The sequence below is a fragment of the Mesobacillus thioparans genome (assembly GCF_965138835.1).
Classification (GTDB): Bacteria; Bacillota; Bacilli; order Bacillales; family Cytobacillaceae; genus Mesobacillus; species Mesobacillus thioparans.
In genome coordinates this window covers 146047-169976 of record NZ_CBCSFH010000008.1, presented here as the reverse complement: position 1 = coordinate 169976, position 23930 = coordinate 146047, and the positions used below count along the sequence as shown (strand labels likewise).

Annotated in this window: 21 protein-coding genes; 13 read left to right on the top strand and 8 right to left on the bottom strand. The window is 44.5% G+C overall.

The window, feature by feature from the left end:
* Window positions 1-2: 2 nt before the first annotated feature.
* Genes ACNAZ4_RS14625 through hxlA form a run of 7 tightly spaced genes read left to right on the top strand, consistent with a single transcriptional unit; the run spans window position 3 to window position 6027 of the window.
* Entirely contained in the window at window positions 3-494 is a 492-nt protein-coding gene (locus ACNAZ4_RS14625; RefSeq protein ID WP_415815404.1) for a TRAP transporter small permease, read from the top strand.
* A complete protein-coding gene (locus ACNAZ4_RS14620) occupies window positions 491-1765 on the top strand; it encodes a TRAP transporter large permease (RefSeq protein ID WP_415815479.1) in 1275 nt (424 codons plus the stop codon). The genes ACNAZ4_RS14625 and ACNAZ4_RS14620 overlap by 4 nt, the downstream gene beginning before the upstream one ends.
* Before the next feature lie 12 nt (window positions 1766-1777).
* Window positions 1778-2797 (top strand): zinc-binding alcohol dehydrogenase family protein, encoded by a 1020-nt coding sequence (locus tag ACNAZ4_RS14615; protein WP_415815402.1) that lies wholly within the window; start codon window positions 1778-1780, stop codon window positions 2795-2797.
* 11 nt (window positions 2798-2808) lie between these two features.
* Window positions 2809-3441, top strand: a complete 633-nt coding sequence (locus ACNAZ4_RS14610; protein ID WP_415815400.1) for a bifunctional 2-keto-4-hydroxyglutarate aldolase/2-keto-3-deoxy-6-phosphogluconate aldolase — start codon at window positions 2809-2811, stop codon at window positions 3439-3441.
* Window positions 3441-4502, top strand: a complete 1062-nt coding sequence (uxuA, locus tag ACNAZ4_RS14605; protein ID WP_415815398.1) for a mannonate dehydratase — start codon at window positions 3441-3443, stop codon at window positions 4500-4502. The genes ACNAZ4_RS14610 and uxuA overlap by 1 nt, the downstream gene beginning before the upstream one ends.
* Window positions 4503-4512: 10 nt before the next feature.
* A complete protein-coding gene (locus ACNAZ4_RS14600; protein ID WP_415815396.1) occupies window positions 4513-5349 on the top strand; it encodes an SDR family oxidoreductase in 837 nt (278 codons plus the stop codon).
* 60 nt (window positions 5350-5409) lie between these two features.
* Window positions 5410-6027 carry a 3-hexulose-6-phosphate synthase gene (gene hxlA, locus ACNAZ4_RS14595; protein WP_415815394.1) on the top strand — a complete coding sequence of 206 codons (618 nt, stop codon included), beginning with the start codon at window positions 5410-5412 and terminating at the stop codon, window positions 6025-6027.
* 114 nt (window positions 6028-6141) lie between these two features.
* Here hxlA and ACNAZ4_RS14590 read toward each other — a convergent pair whose 3' ends face one another.
* A complete protein-coding gene (locus ACNAZ4_RS14590; protein ID WP_415815392.1) occupies window positions 6142-8652 on the bottom strand; it encodes an NEW3 domain-containing protein in 2511 nt (836 codons plus the stop codon).
* A 400-nt stretch (window positions 8653-9052) separates the two neighbouring features.
* On the opposite strand from ACNAZ4_RS14590, the gene ACNAZ4_RS14585 reads away from it, so the two are divergent.
* From ACNAZ4_RS14585 to ACNAZ4_RS14560, 6 genes are all read left to right on the top strand, one after another.
* Window positions 9053-10264: an ROK family transcriptional regulator gene (locus ACNAZ4_RS14585; RefSeq protein WP_415815390.1), complete on the top strand. Its 1212-nt coding sequence runs from the start codon at window positions 9053-9055 to the stop codon at window positions 10262-10264.
* A gap of 16 nt (window positions 10265-10280) precedes the next feature.
* Window positions 10281-11369 (top strand): extracellular solute-binding protein, encoded by a 1089-nt coding sequence (locus tag ACNAZ4_RS14580; protein WP_415815388.1) that lies wholly within the window; start codon window positions 10281-10283, stop codon window positions 11367-11369.
* A gap of 12 nt (window positions 11370-11381) precedes the next feature.
* On the top strand, window positions 11382-12476 hold the full coding sequence (locus tag ACNAZ4_RS14575; RefSeq protein WP_415815386.1) for an ABC transporter ATP-binding protein: 1095 nt from the start codon (window positions 11382-11384) through the stop codon (window positions 12474-12476).
* Entirely contained in the window at window positions 12473-14164 is a 1692-nt protein-coding gene (locus ACNAZ4_RS14570) for an ABC transporter permease (protein WP_415815384.1), read from the top strand. The genes ACNAZ4_RS14575 and ACNAZ4_RS14570 overlap by 4 nt, the downstream gene beginning before the upstream one ends.
* A 41-nt stretch (window positions 14165-14205) precedes the next feature.
* The gene (gene argH / locus ACNAZ4_RS14565) at window positions 14206-15696 is read left to right on the top strand and encodes an argininosuccinate lyase (RefSeq protein WP_415815382.1); all 1491 of its coding nucleotides are present in this window, start codon (window positions 14206-14208) and stop codon (window positions 15694-15696) included.
* Between the two features lie 101 nt (window positions 15697-15797).
* Window positions 15798-16253, top strand: coding sequence for a VanZ family protein (locus ACNAZ4_RS14560; protein ID WP_415815380.1), 456 nt, complete (start codon window positions 15798-15800; stop codon window positions 16251-16253).
* A 65-nt stretch (window positions 16254-16318) separates the two neighbouring features.
* Here ACNAZ4_RS14560 and ACNAZ4_RS14555 read toward each other — a convergent pair whose 3' ends face one another.
* From ACNAZ4_RS14555 to pgaC, 7 genes are all read right to left on the bottom strand, one after another.
* Window positions 16319-17662 (bottom strand): bifunctional diguanylate cyclase/phosphohydrolase, encoded by a 1344-nt coding sequence (locus tag ACNAZ4_RS14555; protein WP_415815378.1) that lies wholly within the window; start codon window positions 17660-17662, stop codon window positions 16319-16321.
* Between the two features lie 654 nt (window positions 17663-18316).
* The gene (locus ACNAZ4_RS14550) at window positions 18317-18910 is read right to left on the bottom strand and encodes a DUF5317 domain-containing protein (RefSeq protein WP_415815376.1); all 594 of its coding nucleotides are present in this window, start codon (window positions 18908-18910) and stop codon (window positions 18317-18319) included.
* Between the two features lie 360 nt (window positions 18911-19270).
* Complete coding sequence (locus ACNAZ4_RS14545; protein WP_415815374.1) at window positions 19271-19867, bottom strand: class D sortase; 597 nt, start codon at window positions 19865-19867, stop codon at window positions 19271-19273.
* 37 nt (window positions 19868-19904) lie between these two features.
* On the bottom strand, window positions 19905-21095 hold the full coding sequence (locus ACNAZ4_RS14540; RefSeq protein WP_415815372.1) for a processed acidic surface protein: 1191 nt from the start codon (window positions 21093-21095) through the stop codon (window positions 19905-19907).
* A 193-nt stretch (window positions 21096-21288) separates the two neighbouring features.
* Window positions 21289-22017: an SGNH/GDSL hydrolase family protein gene (locus ACNAZ4_RS14535; RefSeq protein WP_415815370.1), complete on the bottom strand. Its 729-nt coding sequence runs from the start codon at window positions 22015-22017 to the stop codon at window positions 21289-21291.
* Between the two features lie 141 nt (window positions 22018-22158).
* On the bottom strand, window positions 22159-22548 hold the full coding sequence (gene pgaD / locus ACNAZ4_RS14530) for a poly-beta-1,6-N-acetyl-D-glucosamine biosynthesis protein PgaD (protein ID WP_415815368.1): 390 nt from the start codon (window positions 22546-22548) through the stop codon (window positions 22159-22161).
* 9 nt (window positions 22549-22557) lie between these two features.
* Window positions 22558-23796: a poly-beta-1,6-N-acetyl-D-glucosamine synthase gene (gene pgaC, locus ACNAZ4_RS14525; RefSeq protein ID WP_415815366.1), complete on the bottom strand. Its 1239-nt coding sequence runs from the start codon at window positions 23794-23796 to the stop codon at window positions 22558-22560.
* Window positions 23797-23930: the final 134 nt, after the last annotated feature.

Below are 23930 nucleotides of genomic sequence, written 5' to 3'. Positions count from 1 at the left end.
ACATGAAAATACGTAAATGGCTGGATACTCTGTTGGCTTTTTTGACTGTGATCAGCTTTGCTGGTGTTATCGTAGTCGTGATGATTCAAATCATGTCCCGCTATCTGCCTTACACAGCCATCTGGACTGAAGAATTGACTAGGTACTTATTCATATATGCCATTTGCTTTGGTGCTCCGCTGGCATTGCTCCGTGGAGAGTATATAAATGTTGATATGATCCTGGCGAAGATGTCACATAATTTCAGACGTTTTTATGAAATCGTGATTTATGTTGTGTTAATCGTGCTATTCGGAGTAATGATCAAGACAGGCTACGACTTCACGCTGGTCGGTACACAAACCTCAGCAACAATGCCGTTCACAATGTCTGTAGTCCATGCGGCAATCCTGATTATGTCAGTACTATTAGCGTTTTATTCAATTGTAAAAATTATTAAGTTGATTCGTAACGAAGAAGATTTTAAGTCAGACATCGATGGAGGCGGAATATAATGGCGGCCATACTGTTCATATCTTTTATCATCCTGATCTTTTTAGGCGTGCCGGTTGCATTTAGCCTCGGTTTGTCTTCCTTGTTTTATTTGTTCCTGGCGGATATTCCTCTAACAATCATTCCTCAAAAAATGTTTGCCGGACTGAATTCCTTTGTACTGCTTTGTATTCCTGGTTTTATCCTTGCCGGAAACCTGATGAACGCTGGAGGAATCACAGACAGGATCATCAAATTTGCGAATAACCTTTTCGGGCATATCCGAGGTGGGTTGGGCTTGGCGAATGTTGGTTCTTCCATGGGATTTGCCGGAATCTCCGGAACTGCGCTTGCGGACACAGCAAGTATCGGTGCCATCCTGATTCCAGCGATGAAAAAGGAAGGCTACGGGGCTGGTTTCTCCGCTGCAGTCACGGCTTCATCTTCGACTGTCGGCCCGATTATTCCTCCTTCACTTCCGATGATCATTGTTGGTACTCTCGCATCTGTTTCGATTGGTGATTTATTTTTAGCTGGAGCGCTTCCGGGATTGATGCTTGGAATCGGATTGATGATTCCTACTTATATCATTTCCGTCAAGCGGAATTATCCGAAGGGGGAAAGAAAATCCCTGAAAGTGATATTGGAAAGCTTCATGGGCTCTTTCTGGGCGCTTTTCATGACGATTATAATTCTCTGGGGTATCCTTGGCGGTTATTTCACGCCGACAGAAGCATCCATTATCGCTGTGATCTACGCACTTGTTATCGGGATTTTTGTTTATAAAGAACTGCCGCTGAAAAAGATTCCTGGCATCATGCTGTCCTCTATGACAACGACAGCATCCATCATGCTTTTAGTAGGATTCGCAAACCTGTTTGGCTGGATCATGGTCAGTGAGCAGATCCCACAATTAGTCGCAGATGCCATCCTGGGAATCTCTGAAAATCCTATTGTCGTCATCTTGTTGATCAACCTTTTGCTGTTATTCGTTGGAACATTCATGGAGACAATCGCTGCGCTTGTCATCCTGTTCCCAGTACTGATGCCTGTCGCGGCACAGGTTGGAATGGACCCTGTCCAGTTCGGAGTCATGATGGTCCTTAACCTGGTCATCGGTCTTGTTACACCTCCAGTGGGTGTGTGTCTGTTCGTTGCTTCTCAAATTGGTAAGGTTTCAATCGGGAAGGCTGCGAAGGAACTTATTCCGTTCATTGGCGTCAGCCTGGCGGTATTGCTGCTTGTAGCGTTTGTGCCTCAAGTATCTCTTTATCTACCAAGTCTATTTGAATAGGTGGTTTTAAAAATGAAAGCAGTCCAAATTCCAGAAGCTATGGAACTAGTAATCCAGGATTTAGAAAAGCCTGTGATTAAGAATCCAGAGGATGTTCTTGTAAGAGTCAAACGTGTTGGTATTTGCGGTTCTGATATGCATATCTATCATGGCACTAATCCGCTCGCCACTTATCCGCGAATCCCTGGCCATGAAGTTGCCGGGGAAGTGGTTGAAGTTGGTTCTGGTGTAAAAGGTGTGAAGCCGGGAGACCATGTCGTGGTGGAACCGATCCAATATTGCGGCGAGTGCTATGCATGCCGCAAAGGACGTCCGAACGTCTGTCAATCTCTTTCTGTTTTTGGTGTCCATGAAGACGGCGGTATGCGCGAATTCTTTGTATTGCCGGAAAGACAGCTGCATGTTGTAGATGCAGAACTTGATTGGAATGAGGCGGTTTTAGCAGAGCCATTGACGATTGGCGCCCAGGCAGTCTGGCGCGGAGACGTCCAGGAATCGGATACTGTATTGATTCAGGGCTCAGGTCCAATCGGGATTTGCATCTTGAAAATGGCAAAGCTCCAAGGTGCAAAAGTCATCATGACAGACCTTGAAGAAGAAAGATTGGCATTCGCCAGGGAAAATGGTGCGGATGAAGTCATCAATGCACGTGAAATATCCGTCGAAGAGAAGGTCAAGGAGCTAACAGATGGAGAAGGGCCGAATGTTGTGATTGACGCAGTTTGTCTTCCTTCTACTTTTGAAATGGGCGTGAATGTTGTTTCTCCGGCAGGCACTGTCGTGGTGCTGGGATTTGATGAGCGTCCATCCCAGATTTCTCAGCTGCCGATTACGAAAAAGGAAGTAACGATCGTTGGTTCCCGTCTGCAGACGGACCAGTTTGGAAAAGTTGTCTCACTGCTTAATGAGCGAAAAGTAAAGGGAAATGGTTTTATCACCCACCAGTTCCCGTTAGAACAGGTAAAAGAAGTGTTCTCATTCGTCGAAAAGAATCCGGGTGAAGTACGAAAAGCAGTTATTGTTTTTGAATAAGGAGCGATTGGATGAATTTGAAAATAGAAACTTTGAAGCAATTGGCTGAGTCCAAAGTCGTCGCTGTTGTCCGCGGGAGCTCGGCTGAAGAGGCGATTCAGATTTCCGAAGCCGCAATCGAAGGCGGCTTCAGGGCAATTGAACTTACCTATACGACTCCAGGTGTGGAAAAGGCGTTCGAAGCACTGGCAGGAACAGAGGCTATTTTAGGGGCAGGTACGGTCCTGGACCCTGAAACAGCCCGCCATGCGATTTTAAGTGGCGCCAAATTTGTCGTCAGCCCGAATTTTAATAAGGAAATCGCCACTTTATGCAATCGTTACTCCATTGCCTATCTGCCAGGGTGCATGACCATCACGGAAATCGTGACAGCGGTAGAAAGCGGCTGTGATATCGTGAAGCTGTTCCCTGCAAACCGATTTGATCCATCCTTCATTGGTGCGGTCAATGGCCCTCTGCCTCAGGTTCGTGTGATGCCAACCGGTGGTGTCAACCTGGACAATGTCATGAACTGGCTCAGTGCAGGGGCGGTCGCAGCCGGAATTGGCAGCGATTTGAACAAAGCTTATCGTGCTTCCGGCAAAGATGGAGTCAGGGAGCTGTGCGGCAATTACATCAATGCAGTAACAGGAGGGAAAGCATAATGAATATTACGTTTCGCTGGTATGGGCGTGATAATGATACAGTGACCCTCGATCATATAAGGCAGATTCCAGGTGTAAAGGGTATTGTCTGGGCCTTGCACCAAAAGCCGGTCGGTGAGGTTTGGGAAAAAGAAGAAGTCAAGGCAGAAATGGAGTATATTCAATCCTTTGGCTTTCACGGCGATGTCGTTGAAAGTGTCAACATTCATGAAGCAATCAAGTTGGGGAATGAAGACCGTGACCGCTACATCGAGAATTACAAGCAGACAATCAAGAATCTGGGAGAAGTTGGCGTAAAGGTCATTTGCTACAATTTTATGCCGATCTTTGACTGGACACGCACAGAGATGTTCAAAGAACTGCCTGATGGATCAACTGCTTTATTTTTCGAAAAAGCAAAAGTGGAAAATCGCGATCCGCAGGAGTTAATCGATACGGTTGCCTCAGCATCCGATTTAACACTGCCAGGCTGGGAGCCGGAAAAAATGGCTCGAATCAAGGAATTGTTCGCTGCGTATGAAAGTGTAACAAAGGAAGACCTGTGGGAAAACCTGGGTTACTTCCTGAATGAGATTCTCCCGGTTGCAGAAGAGGCTGGAATCAAAATGGCCATCCACCCGGATGATCCGCCGTGGACGATTTTCGGATTGCCGCGCATCATGACTGGAAGGAAGAGCCTTGAGAAGCTACTATCAATCTCTGATTCTCCGTCAAACGGGATTACCTTCTGTACTGGTTCCCTAGGGGCAAGCCCGAAAAATGATATGGTGGCACTTGCAGCCGAATTCGCGCATAGGTCACCATTTGCGCACATCCGTAATGTGAAAATCTTCGAAAATGGCGATTTTATCGAGACATCGCATTTAACAACAGATGGTTCAATCAATATTAAAGGCGTTGTAAAAGAGTTATCTGATATCCAGTACGAGGGATATGTCCGTCCGGACCATGGCCGTCACCTTTGGGGAGAGGTTTGCAGGCCAGGATACGGATTATACGACAGAGCGCTTGGCATCATGTATCTTCTTGGGTTGTGGGATGCATACCAGGCTTCAAAATAGGAGGGATACGATGTTTCCAATCCATGAAAACTTAAAGGGGAAAACAGCGGTTATCACCGGAGGAAGTGGGGTGCTTTGCTCGGAAATGGCCCGTGAGCTTTCAAGGCATGGTGTCAATGTAGCGATTTTGAACCGTACAGCGGAAAAAGGCGAAGCGATCGCAGGGGAGATCAATTCGTCTGGCGGCTCAGCTATTGCTGTAGCCGCAGATGTACTGGACCAAAGTTCTCTTGAAACAGCCAAAGCTACTGTTGTCGAGGCCTTTGGAGGCGTCGATATTTTGATTAATGGAGCGGGTGGAAATCATCCAGATGCGATTACAGCAGTGGAGACATATGAAGAGGACTCAACCGAAAAATCCTTTTTCGATATGGATGCATCTGGATTCTCCAAGGTGTTTGACACGAATTTTATCGGGACGTTTTTAACATGCCAGGTGTTTGGCAAGGAACTGCTCAAGCAGGATTCGCCAGTCATTATCAATGTGTCTTCGATGAGCGCCTATTCACCAATGACGAAGGTGCCTGCCTACAGTGCAGCCAAATCGGCGATCAACAACTTCACGATGTGGATGGCGGTCCATTTTGCAGAAACAGGCATGCGCGTGAACGCGATTGCTCCAGGGTTCTTCCTTACATCACAAAACCGTAATCTTTTACTGAAAGAAGACGGCACGCATACCGATCGTTCCAAGAAAATCATCGCCCATACGCCAATGAAGCGATTCGGCCAGCCAAAGGACTTGCTAGGTGCGCTCCTCTGGCTTACAGATGAAGAATACTCCGGTTTTGTCACTGGTGTGACTGTGCCGGTAGATGGCGGATTTATGGCGTATTCAGGAGTTTAATTATTTAGTGACATCCACGGGACACGTTCCTGTGGATGTTTGCTATTTTAGGAGGCAGCTATGAAGATTCAGCTTGCACTAGACAGATTAACAAGGGAACAGTGTTTTTCTATTTTAGAAGAGACAGCAGACTATATTGACTGGATTGAAATTGGCACAGGTGTGCTTAAAGAATATGGAATGGCAATTGTTCGGGAGATTAGCGCAGCTTATCCGAATAAAACGATAGTAGCTGACATGAAAACTTGTGATGCAGGGAGACACGAGGCAAAGCAGGCCTTTGAAGCAGGCGCGGATATCATTACAGTGATGGCTTTTTCACATAATAAAACAATCGAAGAAACACTGGATGTTGCCCGACAGTTTGAAAAAAGGGTAATGGTGGATTTACTGGGTGTTCAAACAAGGGATCGTGTTGAGGAATTGCACAGACTAGGTGTTGCTCTGTTTTGCCTTCATGTTGGCAAAGACATGCAGCAGGAAGGCGCATTGGCGGATTCATCACTTAATGAATTAGTGGTGGGCCTTGAAAGTCTAGAGGTCGCAATTGCTGGAGGCATTTCAGAGAAGACTATTGGAGCTCTGAAAGGAATAGATATCGCCATTGTTGGAAGTTCAATAACAGGCAGCAGCAACCCACAAGAGGCAGGTAAGACGATGAAAAGCTTAGCGGGATAGTCAGGAAGTCCTGATGTATGGGACAAGAGAGCCGTCCCTTTTGCCCGCCCATTTCCCGCAAAAAAAAAACACGCATCCACCAAAAAGGGGGATGGGTGTTTTGCTCTGATAATATTACTCTTCTGATCCGTAACTAATCAAATTCGTGAAAATCCTATATCCGCCAGGCACTTGCCCCTGAATCTGGCGGTAGAATACTAGGTTTGTATATAGGTAGGTTCCTTTGCCATAGTTTGCCATCAGGATGCCGCCGTCGAAGGCGTCTTCTCCTGGGTCAGCCATGCTGACGAATGTCTGGTACTCCGGAGCCCAGGCCATTGGGTAGTAGAGTCCTCTTTCCTGAATCCAGTTATCCCAATCGCTGTCTGTGATTTTGTTTGGATAGTTGAATAACGGTGATTCCGGCTGCAGGACGTTTACTTTTGCATCTTCATCGGTTACGCGCCATTTAATCGAAACATTTCCGATTGTTAATGGATATGGTGCTGTGGTGTCTTTATTCCAGCCATCGTTTGGCTTGTGATACTGGACGACAAGGTGTCCGCCGTCTTCAACGTATTTCAGCAGGCGGGCATTGTTGGCGATCAGATCTGCTCTTGACAGGTAGGCGCGGATGCCGACTACGATGGTGTCATACTGGCTAAGGTCTGCGGTCGCCAGGTCGGCTTCAGTCAGTTTTGTGATATTCATGCCGGCATTTGATAAATAGTCAGCAACAAGGTCGAAGCCGCTGTCGATATAGCCGACTTTCAGGTTATCATTTGTCAGGAGTTCGAATGCTACGCCATTCACCTGGGCAGGGTACTGATAATAGAATGTTCCGATATGGTCATAGCTGATTTCCTGGATCGTTGAATTGAATGTCTTGCCATTCACTGCCACTTCAGCATCGATTTTGAAGTCTCCTGATTGAATGCCTTTAGGTGGTGAAAGGGTGAAGGCGACTTCTTTTTCCTCGAACTGGGCACTGAAATCAACGGTTACGGATTTCGGTGCTACTTCCCAGCCTTCTGGAGCTTTAAGAGACACAATGGCCTGGGTTGCACCGTTAAAATAGTTCTTCACTTTTGCCTTAACCGGGATTTCATCCTGGACATTGGCCGTGTTGACGATGATATCCTCTGGATTCAAGGTAACGGCAGCGTCTGGCAGGACTGCGATGGTGCCTTCGATTTGTTTTACTTGTTCAACGGAAGCGCCTTTATTTTTATAAGAAACTTTTGCCTGTAAAACTGGTTCTTTGTACGCGTGATAGAATTCGGCATCTTCAGGGACAGCCACATTGAAGGTGAGGGATGCGGTTTTGCCTGGTGCTAAATCAGCGTCCTTTGCTTTTGATGTAATGGTCCAGCCTTCAGGTGCCAATAATTCAACATTCAGATGCTCCAATTTCTGCGAGCCATTGTTCTTTAGTGTTACGGTAACCGTAGTATCCTGGCCTTTTGTCAGGACTGTGGATTCTGCTTCGGCTTTGACATCCAGGCTGGATGAAACGAAGCTTGCCGTTTTAAGCTGCTCTTCTTTCAGGCTTAACTTGTGAAGCAAATCAGCTTTCAGTTCATCATCAAGCTTTGCGCTTTCCGTCTTCGTTTGCAGGCGGAGGACATCTTTCAAAGCTTTCTGTGATTGTGTGAATACTGCATCTCTGTCAGGATAGGAATCAATGATAGATTCAAGCTGGTCCTGGAGTTTGGTGTACTGTACTGATAGAGAGTTCTCGTTCTTTGGAAGAGTTTTTGCCCATGCTGCAAAGTCATAGGGAACGCCTGCAAAAAGTTCATTGCTGTTGTTTGTGTCAACAGCGCTGTAGAGCAATTCCAGGTGAGTCTGGCGTGGTGCGACAGGGACGTCACTGCCCATTCCCTGGCTTTTATGCATATAGCGGGATGCTTCTCCCAGCTGCGGATAGGACATCTGATAAATTGGATCGTACATTCCAATTTCAATTGAAGTGGTGGCTGTATCTTTTGATTCAGCAGGGAGGAAGAGCTTCTTAATCTGCCATATTGATAATCCTTCTTTTAACTGTTCTGGATAAACTGAAGGGTCTGCTGCATCTTCAAATGCTTTTTCACTCAGGATTTCCATTGCGCGGTGGTGGCCGTGCTGTGTCGGGGAGTTCCTGAATGAAGGCATGACTATATCCGGCTGGTATGTCCGGATGAAACGGATCAGGCGTTCATAAGCAATATCCTTATCCCATTTTTCAAGTGTTTCATCAGGGCTTTTTGAAAAACCGAAGTCGTAGATCGCATCGTTTGTGGTTTCGCTTAAGTGATAAGCGGTAACACCAGTGATTTTAGCGGCTTCAATCATTTCGCGGGAACGGATGATGCCAAGGCCATTTCCAAGCTCGTTGCCGATTTCATTCTGGCCGCCTTCACCGCGGTTGGCGATCATGCTGGCTGTTTTTACGCCGAGTCCTCGTGATAAATACGCTAAAAAGTCGCTTCTCTCATCATCGGGATGGGCGCCGGTATTCAAGAAGGTCACGGTCGTGTCGAGAGGTTTCACTGCATTCCAGAGATCAACGTCAGGCTCCTGGGTCTGGGCAGCTGAACTGCTAAATGGCAGCATGGAAACGACTAGCAATAAAGAGAGTAAACCAATAAAGTACTTCCTCATTTTTGTAACCCCTTTCATTTTTGCGTTTTGCTGAGAAATATTGAACACTCCTTCCTTTGTATGTAATTGTAGGTTAGTTAATCTGCCTAACTAACAACAGATATAACTCCTAATTCAAGATAATCATAGTTAGATAATATTGTAAAATGATTAATTATTAGAATATTAAAAATGGTTATTTATATCCATTTTACTGGTAGGTAAATGGAACCAATTGGATATTTTATAAAAAAAGGAAGCTGAATATCAAGAATATCTTTTAATAAGAAAAAATATATATATCATAGACACGATTTTAAATTTTCAGAACTTTGTGGTTGTAAACGATTTCAAAGTGCTGTATATTTTTAGTTAATTAGTAAATCTTACTAACCAAAAAGAATTTTAAGGCCGTGATGTTATGAATCTAAGTGGAACACCGGTACAGCTGAAATCACTCAACAAGAAAAGGGTGCTTCAGTGCATTCAGGAAAATTCACCGATCTCCAGGGCGGAAATTGCCGCAAAAATCAATATCAGCAAGCCAACAGTATCATTATTGGTCGATGAATTGATGCAGGAAAAGTGGATTTTTGAGAAGGGGATTGGTGAGTCGACGTCACAGGGAGGCAGAAGGCCAATCCAGCTGTACTTCAATGAAAAGGCAGCATACATAATCGGAACGGATATTGGCGGGACGAAAGTGAAGACGGTTATTTGCGATTTGAATGGGAACATCGTCGCGAGCAGCAGTTTTAATACTTGCCAGTATCTTGACTCAGGGCTGCTGAAGCAGATTGCCAGAGAAATAGAGTTTATGGTGAACAAGGAAAGGATCGAAGAAGAGAAGATCCTTGGAATGGGCGCAGGTGTCCCGGGAATCACCGAGACGACAACCGGGATTGTCGTGGAGGCCCCGAGTCTGAATTGGGTCCGGTATCCTTTTTTAACGGAAGCGAAGCGTCATATTCCGTACCCGGTGCATGTGGATAATGATGTGAATGTGGCAGCGCTTGGCGAGCAGTGGCTTGGAAACGCGCGCGATAAGCAGAGTGTGCTGTTCATCGCAGTCGGCACGGGAATCGGCAGCGGAATTATCATCAACAATCAGTTATACCGCGGCTCATCCAGCGCGGCTGGTGAAATTGGCTATATGGTGACAGACAAGAATGATATGAAAAATGAATTCAAGCCGATTTTTCACCGCTATGGCTATCTTGAAAGCGTGGCTGGCGGAAAATCGATAGGAGACAGGCTGACTAGGTGCATCCAGAAGGAGCCGGAGCATCCTTTGCACCTACAGGCACTTGCATCTGAGCTTTCGGGGGAGGTGGCGTTCAAGCTGGCGAAAAGTGGTGATCAGATTGCGCTTAAAGTCATTGATGAAGCCATTGAGCATCTGGCATATGGGATTGTGAATGCTGCCAGTTTGCTAAATCCAGAGATTGTCATTTTAGGAGGTGGTGTTCTTAAATCATCCGAATTCATTCTGCCGAAGCTGCAGGAGATTGTGAATCAATACCTTCCTAGTTCAGTCCAGCTGAAGACGTCCCAATTGGGTGACAATGCCGGGGTTCTTGGTGCCGTGTCACTGTTCATGAGGGAGCATGAAAGTTTGATTAAATACAATTAATGAGGGGGAATTTTTTGTGAAACACAAGAAAAAGGTTTCGATTATCACGGCTTTGACTTTGTCTGCATCATTATTTTTAGCGGCATGCAGCTCTGAAGAGGGATCTAGCAAACCATCAGGAGACAGCGGTTCTGGTGACAAGCTTGAGGATAAAGTAGTCATTTATTCTCCGCACGGAAAAGATATTTTATCAGAATTCGAGAAGCAGTTCGAAGCTAAGTATGACGTCGATGTCGAATGGCTGGACATGGGTTCGCAGGAAGTCCTTGACCGCGTCCGTTCTGAAAAGAACAACCCTCAGGCAGACGTCTGGTGGGGAGCTCCATCTGTTATGTTCGACCAGGCTAAGGACGAAGGACTTTTACAGCCATACGAACCATCCTACTCCGGGGCACTGGCTGATAACTTCCGCGAAGCAGAATGGAACTGGTCAGGAACAAGCCAGACACCTGAGGTGATCATGTACAACAGCAAAGAGCTGACAAAGGATGAAGCGCCGAAGGATTGGGATGACCTGCTTGACCCGAAATGGAAGGATGAGATCATCATCCGTTATCCGCTTGCTTCCGGTACGATGAGAACGATCTTCTCCGCGATGATTTATCGTGATTTCAAGGATTCCCAGGACACAGCAAAGGGTTACGAGTGGCTTGAAAAGCTTGATGCGAATACAAAAGAATACTCTGCTAACCCGGAAATGATGTACAACAAGGTTGCCAAGGGAGAAGGCTCCGTTTCCGTCTGGGCAATGCCTGATGTTGTCATGCTGAAGGAAAACAAGAACTATCCGTTTGAATTCATCGTTCCTGAAAGCGGAACACCGGTTTTGACTGAAGGAATCGCGGTCGTGAAGGATGCGCCGCACCAGAAAGCAGCAGAAGCATTCTATGAATTCGTCAACACCCCTGAAGCAGCAAAGCTACTAGCAGAAAAATACTACCGAATCCCTACTCGTGATGATGTGAAGGATCTGCCGAAGTGGATCACGGATACTGAAATTAAGGCGATGGATATCGACTGGAAGGTCTTCCAGGACAATAGTGATGCATGGATGAAGTATTGGGATGAAAACATTAAGAGCGGAGATAAAGAAATCAAAGAATAGGATGTGTACGGTATGGCGTCGATAAAAATAGAAAATGTCCAAAAAGCCTTCGGAAAGGTAGTGGCAGTCGATCATTTGAATCTGGAAATCAATGATGGAGAATTCTTCACCTTCCTTGGGCCAAGCGGCTGCGGCAAGACGACGACGCTGCGGATGATTGCCGGATTCTATTATCCTACCAAGGGTGTAGTGCGATTTGGCGAAAAAGATATGACGCGTGTACCTCCTGAAAAAAGAAATACGGGCATGGTTTTCCAAAACTATGCCCTTTTTCCTCATATGACGGTCTTTGAAAATGTCGCGTTTGGATTGAAGGTAAGGAAGATGGCCTCCAGCGAAGTGAAAACCAGGGTGCACGATGTGCTTCGCAAGGTCAGGCTCGAGCAATACGCCGATCGTCAGGTGAGTCAATTGAGTGGAGGTCAGCAGCAGCGTGTAGCGCTAGCGAGGGCATTGGTGATCGAACCTGAAATTTTGTTGCTGGATGAGCCGTTAAGCAACCTGGATGCGAAGCTGCGGGATGAGATGCGGGCGGAAATCCTCAGGCTGCAAAAGGAATACAAGATCACGACGATTTATGTTACCCATGACCAGGCTGAAGCACTGTCGATGAGTGACAGGATCGCTGTCTTCAACTTCGGGGTGTGCCACCAGGTGGGAACGCCTTCGCAGATTTATAATGAACCGGCCAATGACTTTGTTGCCAGTTTCATAGGGGAGATCAATCTTCTTCCGGTAAAAGTGGAGCAGGTTGACGACGCTCTTGTCACGGTATCGGCTGGTGAAAATCAATTTGTTGTACATAATACGCCTTTTCATTTTAACAGGGAATATGAGAATCGTGAATTGTCCCTTTCGGTTCGCCCTGAGTCCGTAAAGATTCATGATGAAAAGGTTGATAGGCATAATGTTTTTAAAGGGAAAGTTGAGACAGTGCAGTTCTTCGGGACGATCATCAATCTGGCGGTAAGGGTCAATGACTTGCTGCTTGAGGTGAATGTGCTGAATCATGTCTCGGCAAACCTGACGCCGGGAGCGAATGTCTGGGTTGAGCTTCCTGCCGATCAAATCAGGCTGATCCCAATGTTGAGCGGTGATGTATCATGATGAAAAATCGCGATAACCGGCTGACATTATATTTGCTGCTTCCGGTGCTGCTCGTCTTGATTGCATATGTCCTGTATCCCTCGTTAAGGACGATTCTTGAAAGTCTGCAAAAAGAGGGCGGATTTACTTTTGGCAATTATGAGGACTTTTTCACACAGGAATCAAAGACGAATCTGGAAGCTTTATGGAATTCTGTCTACATTTCCGTGCTCAGTGTTTTGGTGAGTGCGGTAATCGGAATTCCCCTTGCGTTTATTTTTAACCGGTATGACTTCCCTGGCAGGGGATTTTTCGCAACGGCTGCGATCATGCCAATCGTCCTGCCGTCATTGGTAGGAGTTATGGCATTCATGTTCCTTTATGGAGAGACGGGGCTTGTGCCGAATGCGATCAAGGATTTGTTCGGTCTGGATGAGGTTCCTTTTAAAATTGGAGGGATCTCAGGTATCCTGATTGTCCATGCTTATACGATGTATGTTTATTTTTACATGACGGTGTCATCAGCTATCCATAAAATTGACCCGTCGCTGGAAGAGTCGGCATACAATCTTGGCGCGAGCCGTTTCCAGGTGTTCTGGAAGGTGACGTTCCCATTGTTGACGCCGGCCATCGTTGCCGCTTCGCTGCTGGTGTTCATGATTTCGATGGCCTCCTTCAGTGCACCGTTCTTGTTGGCGGGCGGATTCCGGGTGCTGAGTCTGCAGATTTATTTTTCCAAGATAAATGGAGACATGGAGGTTGCTGCGACTCAATCTGTCATCCTGTCGATTGTGTCGATTTCCTTCTTATTATTCATGCGCTGGTATCAGAACCGAAAGGACTACCGGATGGCGTCGAAAGGAATTGGTGCGCACCGCAGTGAAGTGAACAATCCGGTGCTGAAGTGGACGATGGTGTTCATTGGCGTGATCGGTGTCTTCATCCTGCTGCTGCCGCACTTCACGATTTTGCTGCTGTCGCTCGTTCCGGATGGGACTTGGACATGGCAGACGTATCCTTCGGTGTTTAACTTTGAAAACTATCGATTGCTGCTGGAGGATCCGAATATCTTCAAGCCTTTGAAAAACAGCTTGCTGTTGTCAGTGATCGCGACGGCGGGGAACCTTGTGTTCGGTGTGCTCGCATCGTATGTGCTGGTTAAGCGGAAGTTTGTCGGCAAAAGCTTTGTTGATATCCTCGTGATGATTCCGTGGGCATTGCCGGCGACGGTCATCGGGATGAACTTGATCATCGCTTTTAACGAACCGAACATCTTCTCGTTCGGGAATATCCTTGTCGGCACGTTCTGGATCTTGCCGCTCGCCTATTTTATCAGGCATATCCCGCTTGTCGTCCGGTCGACGAATGCTGTGTTGGAGCAGCTGGATGATTCGATCGAGGAAGCTTCAAGGAGCCTTGGAGCAAAATGGTTCTACACATTCCGGAAGGTTATTTTGCCAATCATCATGCCGGGAGTGCTGTCTGGGACTTTGCTGGCGTTTGTTGAATCAGTCGGGGAGTTCCCGACATCGGTTTTACTGTATACGATTTCGAACAGGCCGATTTCGATTGAGATCATGAACCAGCTGCGGATGTTCAATATGGGCCAGGCTGCTGCATATGGGATGATCCAGATTGTCTTGATCGCTGTCGTCCTGCTTATTTCGAACAAGTTCTTCGGAGTCAAGGCCGAACAGTCGTTATCTTAAGGCTGGAATAATAGCATAATCATAGAATCGGAGATGAAAATATGAACAAGCTAGAAGAGTTTATCAAGAATGAAGGGGCGGCTTTTCCCGGGAAGACGTATGTTGAGGCGCTGCTGAAGCCGGTCTTCAACGACCAGCGGGATTACTTGTTCCATGTCATGTTTGATATCCACCGGGCGCATGTGATTATGCTTGCTGAACAGGGGATTATCGAAAAAGATGAAGCGAAAGTGATGCTTGAGGGAATTAACAAGGTTGCCGTGACGGATGTCGGGCAGCTGAGTTATGAGCCGCAGTTCGAGGATTTATTTTTCATGATGGAAGCGAAGATCGGCGAGGAAATCGGCGCCGAGCTTGCCGGCAAAATCCATATCGGCCGCAGCCGCAATGATATGGGGGTCGCGATGTACCGCCTGGTGCTCAGGGAGCATCTCGTCAACCTGCTTGGAACTGCCTATCAATTGAGTGATGCGTTGCTCGAGCAGGCTGAGAGCCATACGGACACGATCATTACCGGTTATACCCATACGCAGCCGGCCCAGCCGACGACGTTGGGGCATTATTTCCTGGCCATCTATGATGTTTTGGGACGTGATATTCAGAGGCTGTGGGCAGCTTACCGGACGGTCAACCAGTCCTCGCTTGGAGCGGCTGCTCTGACTACAACAGGATTTCCGATCAGCCGGGAACGTACTCGGGAATTGCTTGGGTTTGACCGGATTGTCGAGAACTCCTATGACTCGATTGGCGGAGGGGATTACTTGCTGGAGACGGCGTCCGCGTTGATGACGAGCATGGTCAACACCGGCCGCTGGATCCAGGACTTCCTTCAGCATGTCACCAGGGAATTCGGTTCTTTTTACGTCGCCGATCCTTATGTTCAATGCAGCAGCATCATGCCGCAAAAGCGCAACCCGGTGTCGATTGAACATTCACGCTCGATTGCCAGCAGTGCATATGGCGACGCGCTCGCCGCTTTCAATATGGTCCACAATACACCGTTCGGCGATATCGTCGATACAGAAGACGACCTGCAGCCGCATCTGTACCGCGCTTTCAATAACGCCAACCGCGTGTGGAAGCTGATGTACGCGGTGATTGCGACATTGAAGGTGAACGGAGAGCACACGAAGGAAATGGCGAAAAAGTCGAGTATCACAATTACTGAACTCGCTGACACACTAGCCCGCGAATACGGAGTCCCATTCAGGAAAGCCCACTCGATTGCCAGCTTCATTTCCAAAGAGACAATTAAGGAAAGTAAAGAACTATACGAATGGAACGTCGAAGCAATTAACGCGGTGATTCAGCAATTCGTCGACGTGTCACTGACAGAAGAAGAATGGCAGAAAATCATCTCGCCAGAATACTTCATAGAAATCCGCGACTTGCAGGGCGGACCAAGCCCGAAAGAGGTAAAGCGGATGATTGGAGAGAGAAAAGCGAAACTGGAGAGAGCCCAGGAAGAATACACCGAAACAGTACGTGTGTTAGATCAGAAGAGGGAAGAGTTGGTTGAATTTAGGTTTTAGGCTCGAATGGAAAGCAGGGGAATATTCCTGCTTCTTTTTTGTTATCAAATACGACCACAGTATATCACCTCTTTGCTTTGGCTAGGCTGAAGGTATAAAGGGTGATCAACTTGCTGGATTTTAAACTTATATTTGGTTTGGACAAGCTCATGCATTTTATTGCTTTTACAGGGGTTTCGATATCAATAGGAGTACTCATTCTGATATTCACCGGTCCTCAAGATGTTAAGGGCCACCTGAAAGTTGTGTGGTTTACACTAGTGACGATTGGGATTATTGAGGAGTATCGACAATACTGGGATCCTGGCAGAAGTGCGGAATTTTTGGACGCGATGGCTAATATCGCAGGTGTTAGTATAGGTGTTGGCATTATACTGGGGATATCTTTTCTTATTATTAATAAACAAAGGGTTCTTTCAAATATATTCCGTGTATATCCGATATTGCTTATGATGCTTTTATTAGGTTTGCTCTATATAAATGAGAGACCATTTTTAAGAATGGATGTGTCTGTTCAGGAACGTATCAGAGGCCTTGCTGCATTGATTGGCTTCTAAAAGGGAATCATAAATCTATCACAAAAAAAGCGGAGGATCCATTCCTCCGCTTTTTAACAGTCTGGCTAGTTTTGCTGCGCGGCCAGTTCTTTATCTATTTTTAAAAAATATCGCTCCTCGATCATTTCGATGAACGGTTCCACATACATTGCATCAAACTGGTTGCCTGCACAAACCCGCAGTTCCTGGATTGCTTCCTCAAATGACTTTGTTTTCTGGTAGGGCCTCTCTGTTGTCATGGCATCAAAAGAATCAACAATGCATAGGAGTCGGGCCAGTTTAGGGATGTTCTCTCCCTGGAGACCATAAGGGTAGCCTTTGCCATCATAGCGTTCATGATGTAGTTCCACAAGGGGAATAAGTTCCTCAAGTTCCTTATTCGTAGAAATGATCTCCTTGCCCCATATGACATGCTTCTTAACCATTTCCCATTCATGTGGATCCAGCTTGCCCTTCTTGTTGATGACATCACGTGGAATTTCAAGTTTTCCGATATCATGCACAAGGGCTCCAAGGGTGAACAATTTCCGTTCATGGTCAGCAAGCTCAAGCTTTCTGGCAAAGTCAACTGCATATTGGAAAACCCGCTTGCTATGCCTGTACGTATAAATATCCTTGGAAAGGAAGATTTTCAATTGCTGTTCCGCTTCTTCAAGCTGTTTTTCAAAAGATTGAGAATCATCAAGGCTCTTTAATTGAGTTTGATAGATTTGTACAAGGTTTTTCCCTTGAGCCTTTGCGAAATACATTGCCTCGTCCGCTTTGTTCAAGAGTTCTGAGATGTTATAAGTGTCATTTTGCCACTGGGCTACACCCGCTGAAAAAGATAAGCAGCCATAAGGAAGGGCTTCTACACCTTTGATATATGTGTCATTCACTTTTTTCCTTACATCGTTTAAAAATTGATAGGCCTCAGTCTCATCTGTATTTGGCATCAGGATTGAAAATTCCTCCCCGCCATATCTGGCGACAGTATAATCCTTCACTCCGGATTCATTTAATAAAACCAGTCCAAAGTCCCTGAGAAGCTGGTCTCCCTGAATATGTCCATATAAATCATTGTATTTTTTAAAATCGTCCAGATCCAGCAGGGCTATGCTCAATGGCTGTCCGGATTCCCTGGCGATCGAGATTTCTTTTTCAAAAAGCTCTTTGAAATAGCCGTGATTATTCAATCCTGTTAGGTAATCTTTGTTGGCCTTTTCAGACATCTCTTTATATAGCTCAAAATGCTGTTTGAAGGCTTGTGATAATAAGAATGAAATGGTAATGAACAGGAACAGACCGAAGTTCTTTTGTGAGCTAATCAAAATTACTAGAACTAAAGATAATAGAAGTGTACTGACATACGTTGCAATTGTTTCTTTTATAATTCCATGCAAGACACTTGTAAGACTTTCTGTAGCCATTAATAAAAAGTATATTCCAATTAATATAACATTAGCTAGGAAGTATATACTTAATGAAGAAATGTAAGGTACTAAGTTTGTGAGATGGACATTTCCTATAGTACCTCCAGTAAAAATAAAAATATAATTAGCACTAACCAACATAAGGGAATAAATGGAGAAATTAAACAGATGCTTCCACCAGACAACTTTCCTTTGAGAGAGAGCAAAGATGGATGCAGACAGAACTAATATAAATAGAGTAAAGTCCAAACCAAATAAAAAGAGACTCGCTAGATAAATAGAGGAATCCATTGAAAGTGAATTCCCTTTTGGAGGTAAAAGGATATGGTAGTGACTCAATAGTAATATTGACCCTGTTAGTGATAAAATTCTTACCCACTCACTAGTTGAGTAAGTGAGCTGGTCCATAAAATAAACAGTGGTGAGAACACCGGTGAATGATAGTATAAATATATACATGTTAAATGGAGTCTTAAAAAGCTTCATAATCATCACTCTCAATAAAAGGGTAAGGAGAAGTTAGTTACTAACTTCTCCCTTGAAAATTTTAAACTACTTTAAATCCTGATGTTAGTGCGACAATGACTGATGCAATAATAATTGCATTATATATAACAGCAGTAACCTTAATACCTTGTCTTTCTTTTTTCATCACAATCCACCTCCCTCTGCCGACATATTGATATCTTGAACCTCTTTATTTTTAGGCATTTCTACCATCAAACACTGAATAAAGAGGAAGATTCCGATATTCATGACAACATCGCCAATCGAAATGACTTGTGTACGTGGATAAGGGTCTGTCAATGGGATGATATCCCCCAGCATCCCCAGGTGAGTGGATGAGTCAAGAAGAGCGTGTTTTGCATATAAGCCATCCTTGAGAGCCTGTATAAAATTCTGGTCAAGTATTGCAGCCGCTTCGGCGGATACAGGCATTCTTCCGCCATTAAGCATCATTACCAGAAAGTTTAGGAATACTCCTATTAAAATAATATTAAAGCCCTTATATTGCCTATTAAGAAACAAGAAAAACATACCTAGTATGTAGACAGCCATGAAGATGGCTCCGCTAAAGCGTGCTAAAAATTGAAAGTCATTTTGAAAATAGTAAACTACAAACTGAATTATTAAGAGTAAAGGGAAAATCCATCCAGCCTTCAATTTAAGGTCTGACAATCCTCTTAAATTCCCCTTGCGGAACAAGGCAATGACAAACGATATGATAATTCCGTCAAATACCATAATATACTTCCCATCTTTTTATTATCGAATATAAATTTTAACCACCTTATTATAATAGACCCTCATACTTAGAAAATTCAACCATTTTCGACGTATTTTTCTGTAAAATTCTCTCTATTCAGGGAACTATAGTCTAAAGTCATAGAGTTAAAATACTAAATCAGGAATAAAGTTCTAGGTTCTTCTTTAACTATAGTTAGATTGAAAATAATGCGCCCCAAGAGCAAGCGCTTTCGAAACCACTAGGTAGTGAAGGTCTACAGGTATCTTACTGATATTACAATCCTAACTTACTAGGAAAAAGAGTAAGCCCCGATGACTTACTCTCGTAATGAAGATAATGGAATTGTCAGCAGCGGATTACTGTTTACTCTCTATTAAATCGGCAATAAGAATATAACGTTCTGGGGCATCTCCAATGTAATTAAAGGGGTAACATGTACTGACAGTGAGGGTGGGTCTTGGTGTCGGGACGATGACCGTCCTGTCGTCCGCATCCACAATCCGTACTTTACGCACCTTATAGATAAATGTCCCAGCCTCTGTCGTGACTTCAAGTAAATCGCCTTTTCCTACATCACCGAGTTTTCGGAAGACAGTGTCTCGATGCCCGGAGAGAACGGAATTGTCTCTTTCGCCAGGAAGCACGCTGCCTGCAAAATGTCCTACTCCTTTTTCCAGCTCGTCCTCATCCGTTCCATGATAGATTGGCAAATTAGCGTCTATCTTCGGAATCGAGAGGCTTCCCATCATTTCGCCTATTTTAGGTCGTTCAGGATATAAATCGGCTTTTTTCTTCTTCGCTTCCTTCAAAGGAGGGCTAGTTGTTGAAGCCGTGGCGCTACTAATTTCTCCTGTTTTAAACAGAAGGTAGCCTTTCATAAACTTGTAGGCATTCGTTCCGCTGAACCAAACGCCACTAACGATGATGACAACAGATAAGGAAAGAAGAACCAAACGATTGGTTCTTCTCTTTCTCTGTCTTTTCCTTACATTAGACACGGTACGTCTTCACTTTCCTGAATACGATTGCTCCGAGCAAAATTACACCAAGGCCAGCCAGTGAATTTTGGAGGTAGTCAGAAGCCGTGTTTGGCAGTTTTCCGCCATTCACAGTTTTGACTGGCACCTTCGCAGGTACCTTATCAATTGCTTTCTTTACCTCTTTAACAGCCTCTTTTGTATCCTTGAGGTCTTTGCCTGTTTCTTCGATAAAGTCTGAGCCAAACATCTCTTTCGTTATAATCATGTCAGCTAAAAACTCGCCCGACTTAGAATAAATTTTTATTAACAGATCAGCACCCTTGATTTCATCCATCTTTATCAAGCTTGCAAAGGAGATAGGGGAGGTTTTCCCGTCTTTTGTCAGGTAATATTCAACCTTTATATTCAGGAGATCCAGTAAATCATCCCAAATATCTATGAACTCAGAGATTTGCTCAGCGGTTAACTCTGAAGCACTTTCAAACTCTGGGAACGCCAACAAGCGGTTGCTGATGTCTTCCAAAGATGCCATAAATTGTTCTTCATTGAAATTTGGATCTTCCATTAAGGAGATGAAGTAGTTGGTTAATTTTTCGGCTTCTTTCTCCGTTAATCCGATGGAATTCATTACTGCTAGAAGCTGATCCTCAGAATCAGAAAGGTAGTACATTGCAATTGCCGACTCAAGGTCTTCGATGTATTCATAATTTTCAAGGGAATCATCATACTCATTTAAGAATGCTTCAAGCTCTTCGACTGAGCTGAATTCAAATTCTTCAAGGAGGGTCTGAAGGTTATCGTCGGTAATCGGTGTCTGTTCATCAGGGAAAAGCCAGTTTGTGACATCATAGTAAAGGTCACCGATAAATATATACTGCTCTAAAGTCTTTCCATTTTCCACAAGCAGTGCGTCTAATTCTTTTTTGGTAATTTCCATTTCATCGAGCAACTCTTGCAGATTTTTTTCATCTACTAATGGCCCTAAGTAAGTCTTTAAATCTTCAAGTGTATCGAAATCTTTAATTGCTGAACCTTGGTGGAAATTGTTTAGGTAATCGGTAAACTGTGACTCTGTCATCCCAATTTCATTAAGATAGTTTTGGAACTCTGAACTTTTTGGATCGACAGCTGCAAAAGCAGCGAATGGCAAGGTACCCAGTGACAATGCGATAGCCAGCATGATAGATAAGACTCTTTTCAAAGTGATGCTTCCTCCTACATTTCAAATAGAATATAAAAATAGTTTAATCACTTTCTATTATTGTTGATAGTGGAATAAAATGGAACACCAATAAAGCTGCAGTCTACTAAATATTTTTCGACAAAAATGAAAAAAGGCTTATATCACCTGAAACGATGACATAAGCCTAAGAATTGAACAAATTAGATAAATATTAGCTCTCTGTTAAAAGGTGTTCTGCTAAATACTCTGCCCATAGCTCGTTTCCCTTTTGATTAGGGGTATAATTATTTGTTAGGTAAGATTGTAACTTTTTTGAGTCTGCTGAAGGCCATGCTTCCCAGTGGTCTATGTAGGTATACCCTTCATTTTTTGCATACTTTTGCAATTCGGCTTCTTCCTTTTGATAGTAACGAGTTCCGTATATCGGGTTGGAAGGCTGGATGATCACTTCAATTTTGCTGTTGGCTTTTTTGAAATCTCTAATGATATGTGAAAGGTTTTCCAGGCGTCTGTCCATTTTTATTTTGCTGTTATCGTATAGAAGGAAGGGTTCAATCAGTAAGATATCAGGTTTTGAATCTATTAAGTCTTTATATAATTTGTTCTTCACTACTTCGTCTGATGTTTTATCCTTGATTTCTTTTACTGCTACTTCAATGAGCGATGCACCAGCTTTGTTTTTTAATTTTTGAGCCAATAAGGCTGGCCAGGCACCTTGGTCTTCTGGTGTAGAGGCTGAACCAAGGATTGCTAGCTTAACTGGCTTTATTTTTGATGGAGATGGAAGGCTTGTGGCAGACTTACTTTTTGCCTCTGCTACGGCTGAAACTCTCTTAGCCTCTAACTCAATTCCACTTATTTTCTCATCCCATTCGAGCTTTCCAACGACCAGAATTCCCACGGTCATTAAAAATAAAACTCCTATCAACCAATATTTCATTTTATGCCCCCTCTAGTAGAATCTCTTTTTTACCATTCTAGAGACGGATGGGTGTGGAGTTTGTAATTATCTGTAAGAAAGAGCGATTAACCGTTCGACAAATTCAGTAGTTAAATGAGAGGAAAGATGAAAGGCATCTCCTTAAAGTGAAGATGCCTCAGAGTTACTTTGTTCAATATATTTTTCATTTTGGATTCTCTTAAGTTCATCCTCTTTCAGCTGAAAGTACTGTGCAATTTCTTTTGGATTTGTCTGAGGCGGAAATGTCCTTCTTTTCAGATGGCCAAATTTTCGCTTGTTATAGGAACTCCACCAGCTCAGGGCAGCAGCACTTGTGATGACCACACCGATCGTGATGAGCAGGATGGAGTTTGCATTGGCCAAGTTCAATTCAAGAAAGGTGAAATCAAGGTTTCGTTCAAAATGAGAGCTGAAGTTATACAAGAACACGATGAGAAAGAGCCAGCCGAAAAAGGTGAGAAGCAGGTCGATGATTTTTCGCGGCTTTGACTGTTTGCTGATGATGATCATGGTTTCTCCTTATAGGTGGAGCCCACGATCGGGACTCTCCCAGGTTGCGAATTGGTTTTTATTTTTCCTGAGGATCTTTAACCCTTTAGGGAGCGCCCTGATGACAAGCAGGGCATTGATATGCCAGTAAAGGATTGGGTACCAGATTCCCCATAGCATGTATTTCAGGATTCCTTTTTCATATCTCCTCTCAATATAAAGGGCGACCAGGAATTGCAGCAGACAGATAATCGATAGATAGTTTCCAATCCACAGTGTCGGCAGGATGAATTCCTGATGGAAAATATAGTTGTACAGCATAATCAGCAGAGAGATAAACCAGGTGATCGACCAGACGACGCTTAGCACCTGTTCGATATAGACCGGGTATAATCTGCGCTGGCGCCAGTCTAGAAAGATATCCATGTGGCGCAGGATGACTTCGATGCCGCCCTGTGTCCAGCGCAATCGCTGCTTCCAGATTCCCCTCAAAGTTTCCGGAACGAGCATCCAGCAAAGCGCCTTCGGTTCATAGCGGACATCCCAGAACCTTCTTTGCAGCTTCCAAGTGATTCCGATATCGTCGGTGATCAGGTCGGTATCCCACATCCCCGCGTCCAGCAGGGCTTTTTTACGAAAAACAACAAACACTCCGGAGACCGTCATCACTTTTCCAAGCACTCTTTGTGTCCTTTTTATCAGGCCGATTATGCTCGCGTATTCTACCAGCTGGATTTTCGCCAACAGGCTTGTCCGATTACGGATCCTTGGATTGCCTGTCACCGCTCCGACTCTCTCCCCGTTATTGGGCGTAATGAAATGAGGAATAATGTAGGTTAACGCGTCCTTGTCGAGGATGGCGTCACTGTCAATTGTTGCGATGAGTTCGCCTCTAGAAGCGAGGACACCCTGCTTCAAGGCATTCGCTTTGCCTTTATTGTTCACGACATTGACGACACGCAATTTCGGATACAAAACCAGCAATGACTTGAGTATGTCCATCGTTCGGTCTTTGCTGCCATCATTTATGACAATTACTTCATAATTTGGATAATTGAGCTCCGATGCAAATTTCACTGTCTCCTCAATTGTCTGTTCCTCATTGAAGGCCGGAATCAGCAGGGAAACAAAGGGGAGGTCCTCCATCTTGTGTTGGATGGGGATATCCTGTTTCTCTTTTTTTACGTAATAAATTAAACTCCCAGTAACCCAAACAATTCCCATGACCAGAGGATAATAAAATAGAAACAATACTAAGAAATTGATCAAGTTTGCACCCGTCCTATTAAAAAAGTGTGTTGTAATAAGAAGATATTACTTTGTGGATTATAAAAATAGCAATCTATTTTTGATGGTGAGTGTGTTGCCAAATTATGGAGTGTTAGTTGGGGCTGGTGTAATCT

Bases quoted from the DNA above. Each gene is read 5' to 3' on its own strand.
- ACNAZ4_RS14625 (WP_415815404.1), top strand. From the start codon at position 3: ATGAAAATACGTAAATGGCTGGATACTCTGTTGGCTTTTTTGACTGTG.
- ACNAZ4_RS14615 (WP_415815402.1), top strand. From the start codon at position 1,778: ATGAAAGCAGTCCAAATTCCAGAAGCTATGGAACTAGTAATCCAGGAT.
- ACNAZ4_RS14610 (WP_415815400.1), top strand. From the start codon at position 2,809: ATGAATTTGAAAATAGAAACTTTGAAGCAATTGGCTGAGTCCAAAGTC.
- uxuA (WP_415815398.1), top strand. From the start codon at position 3,441: ATGAATATTACGTTTCGCTGGTATGGGCGTGATAATGATACAGTGACC.
- ACNAZ4_RS14600 (WP_415815396.1), top strand. From the start codon at position 4,513: ATGTTTCCAATCCATGAAAACTTAAAGGGGAAAACAGCGGTTATCACC.
- hxlA (WP_415815394.1), top strand. From the start codon at position 5,410: ATGAAGATTCAGCTTGCACTAGACAGATTAACAAGGGAACAGTGTTTT.
- ACNAZ4_RS14590 (WP_415815392.1), bottom strand. From the start codon at position 8,652: ATGAGGAAGTACTTTATTGGTTTACTCTCTTTATTGCTAGTCGTTTCC.
- ACNAZ4_RS14585 (WP_415815390.1), top strand. From the start codon at position 9,053: ATGAATCTAAGTGGAACACCGGTACAGCTGAAATCACTCAACAAGAAA.
- ACNAZ4_RS14575 (WP_415815386.1), top strand. From the start codon at position 11,382: ATGGCGTCGATAAAAATAGAAAATGTCCAAAAAGCCTTCGGAAAGGTA.
- ACNAZ4_RS14570 (WP_415815384.1), top strand. From the start codon at position 12,473: ATGATGAAAAATCGCGATAACCGGCTGACATTATATTTGCTGCTTCCG.
- argH (WP_415815382.1), top strand. From the start codon at position 14,206: ATGAACAAGCTAGAAGAGTTTATCAAGAATGAAGGGGCGGCTTTTCCC.
- ACNAZ4_RS14555 (WP_415815378.1), bottom strand. From the start codon at position 17,662: ATGGCTACAGAAAGTCTTACAAGTGTCTTGCATGGAATTATAAAAGAA.
- ACNAZ4_RS14550 (WP_415815376.1), bottom strand. From the start codon at position 18,910: ATGGTATTTGACGGAATTATCATATCGTTTGTCATTGCCTTGTTCCGC.
- ACNAZ4_RS14535 (WP_415815370.1), bottom strand. From the start codon at position 22,017: ATGAAATATTGGTTGATAGGAGTTTTATTTTTAATGACCGTGGGAATT.
- pgaD (WP_415815368.1), bottom strand. From the start codon at position 22,548: ATGATCATCATCAGCAAACAGTCAAAGCCGCGAAAAATCATCGACCTG.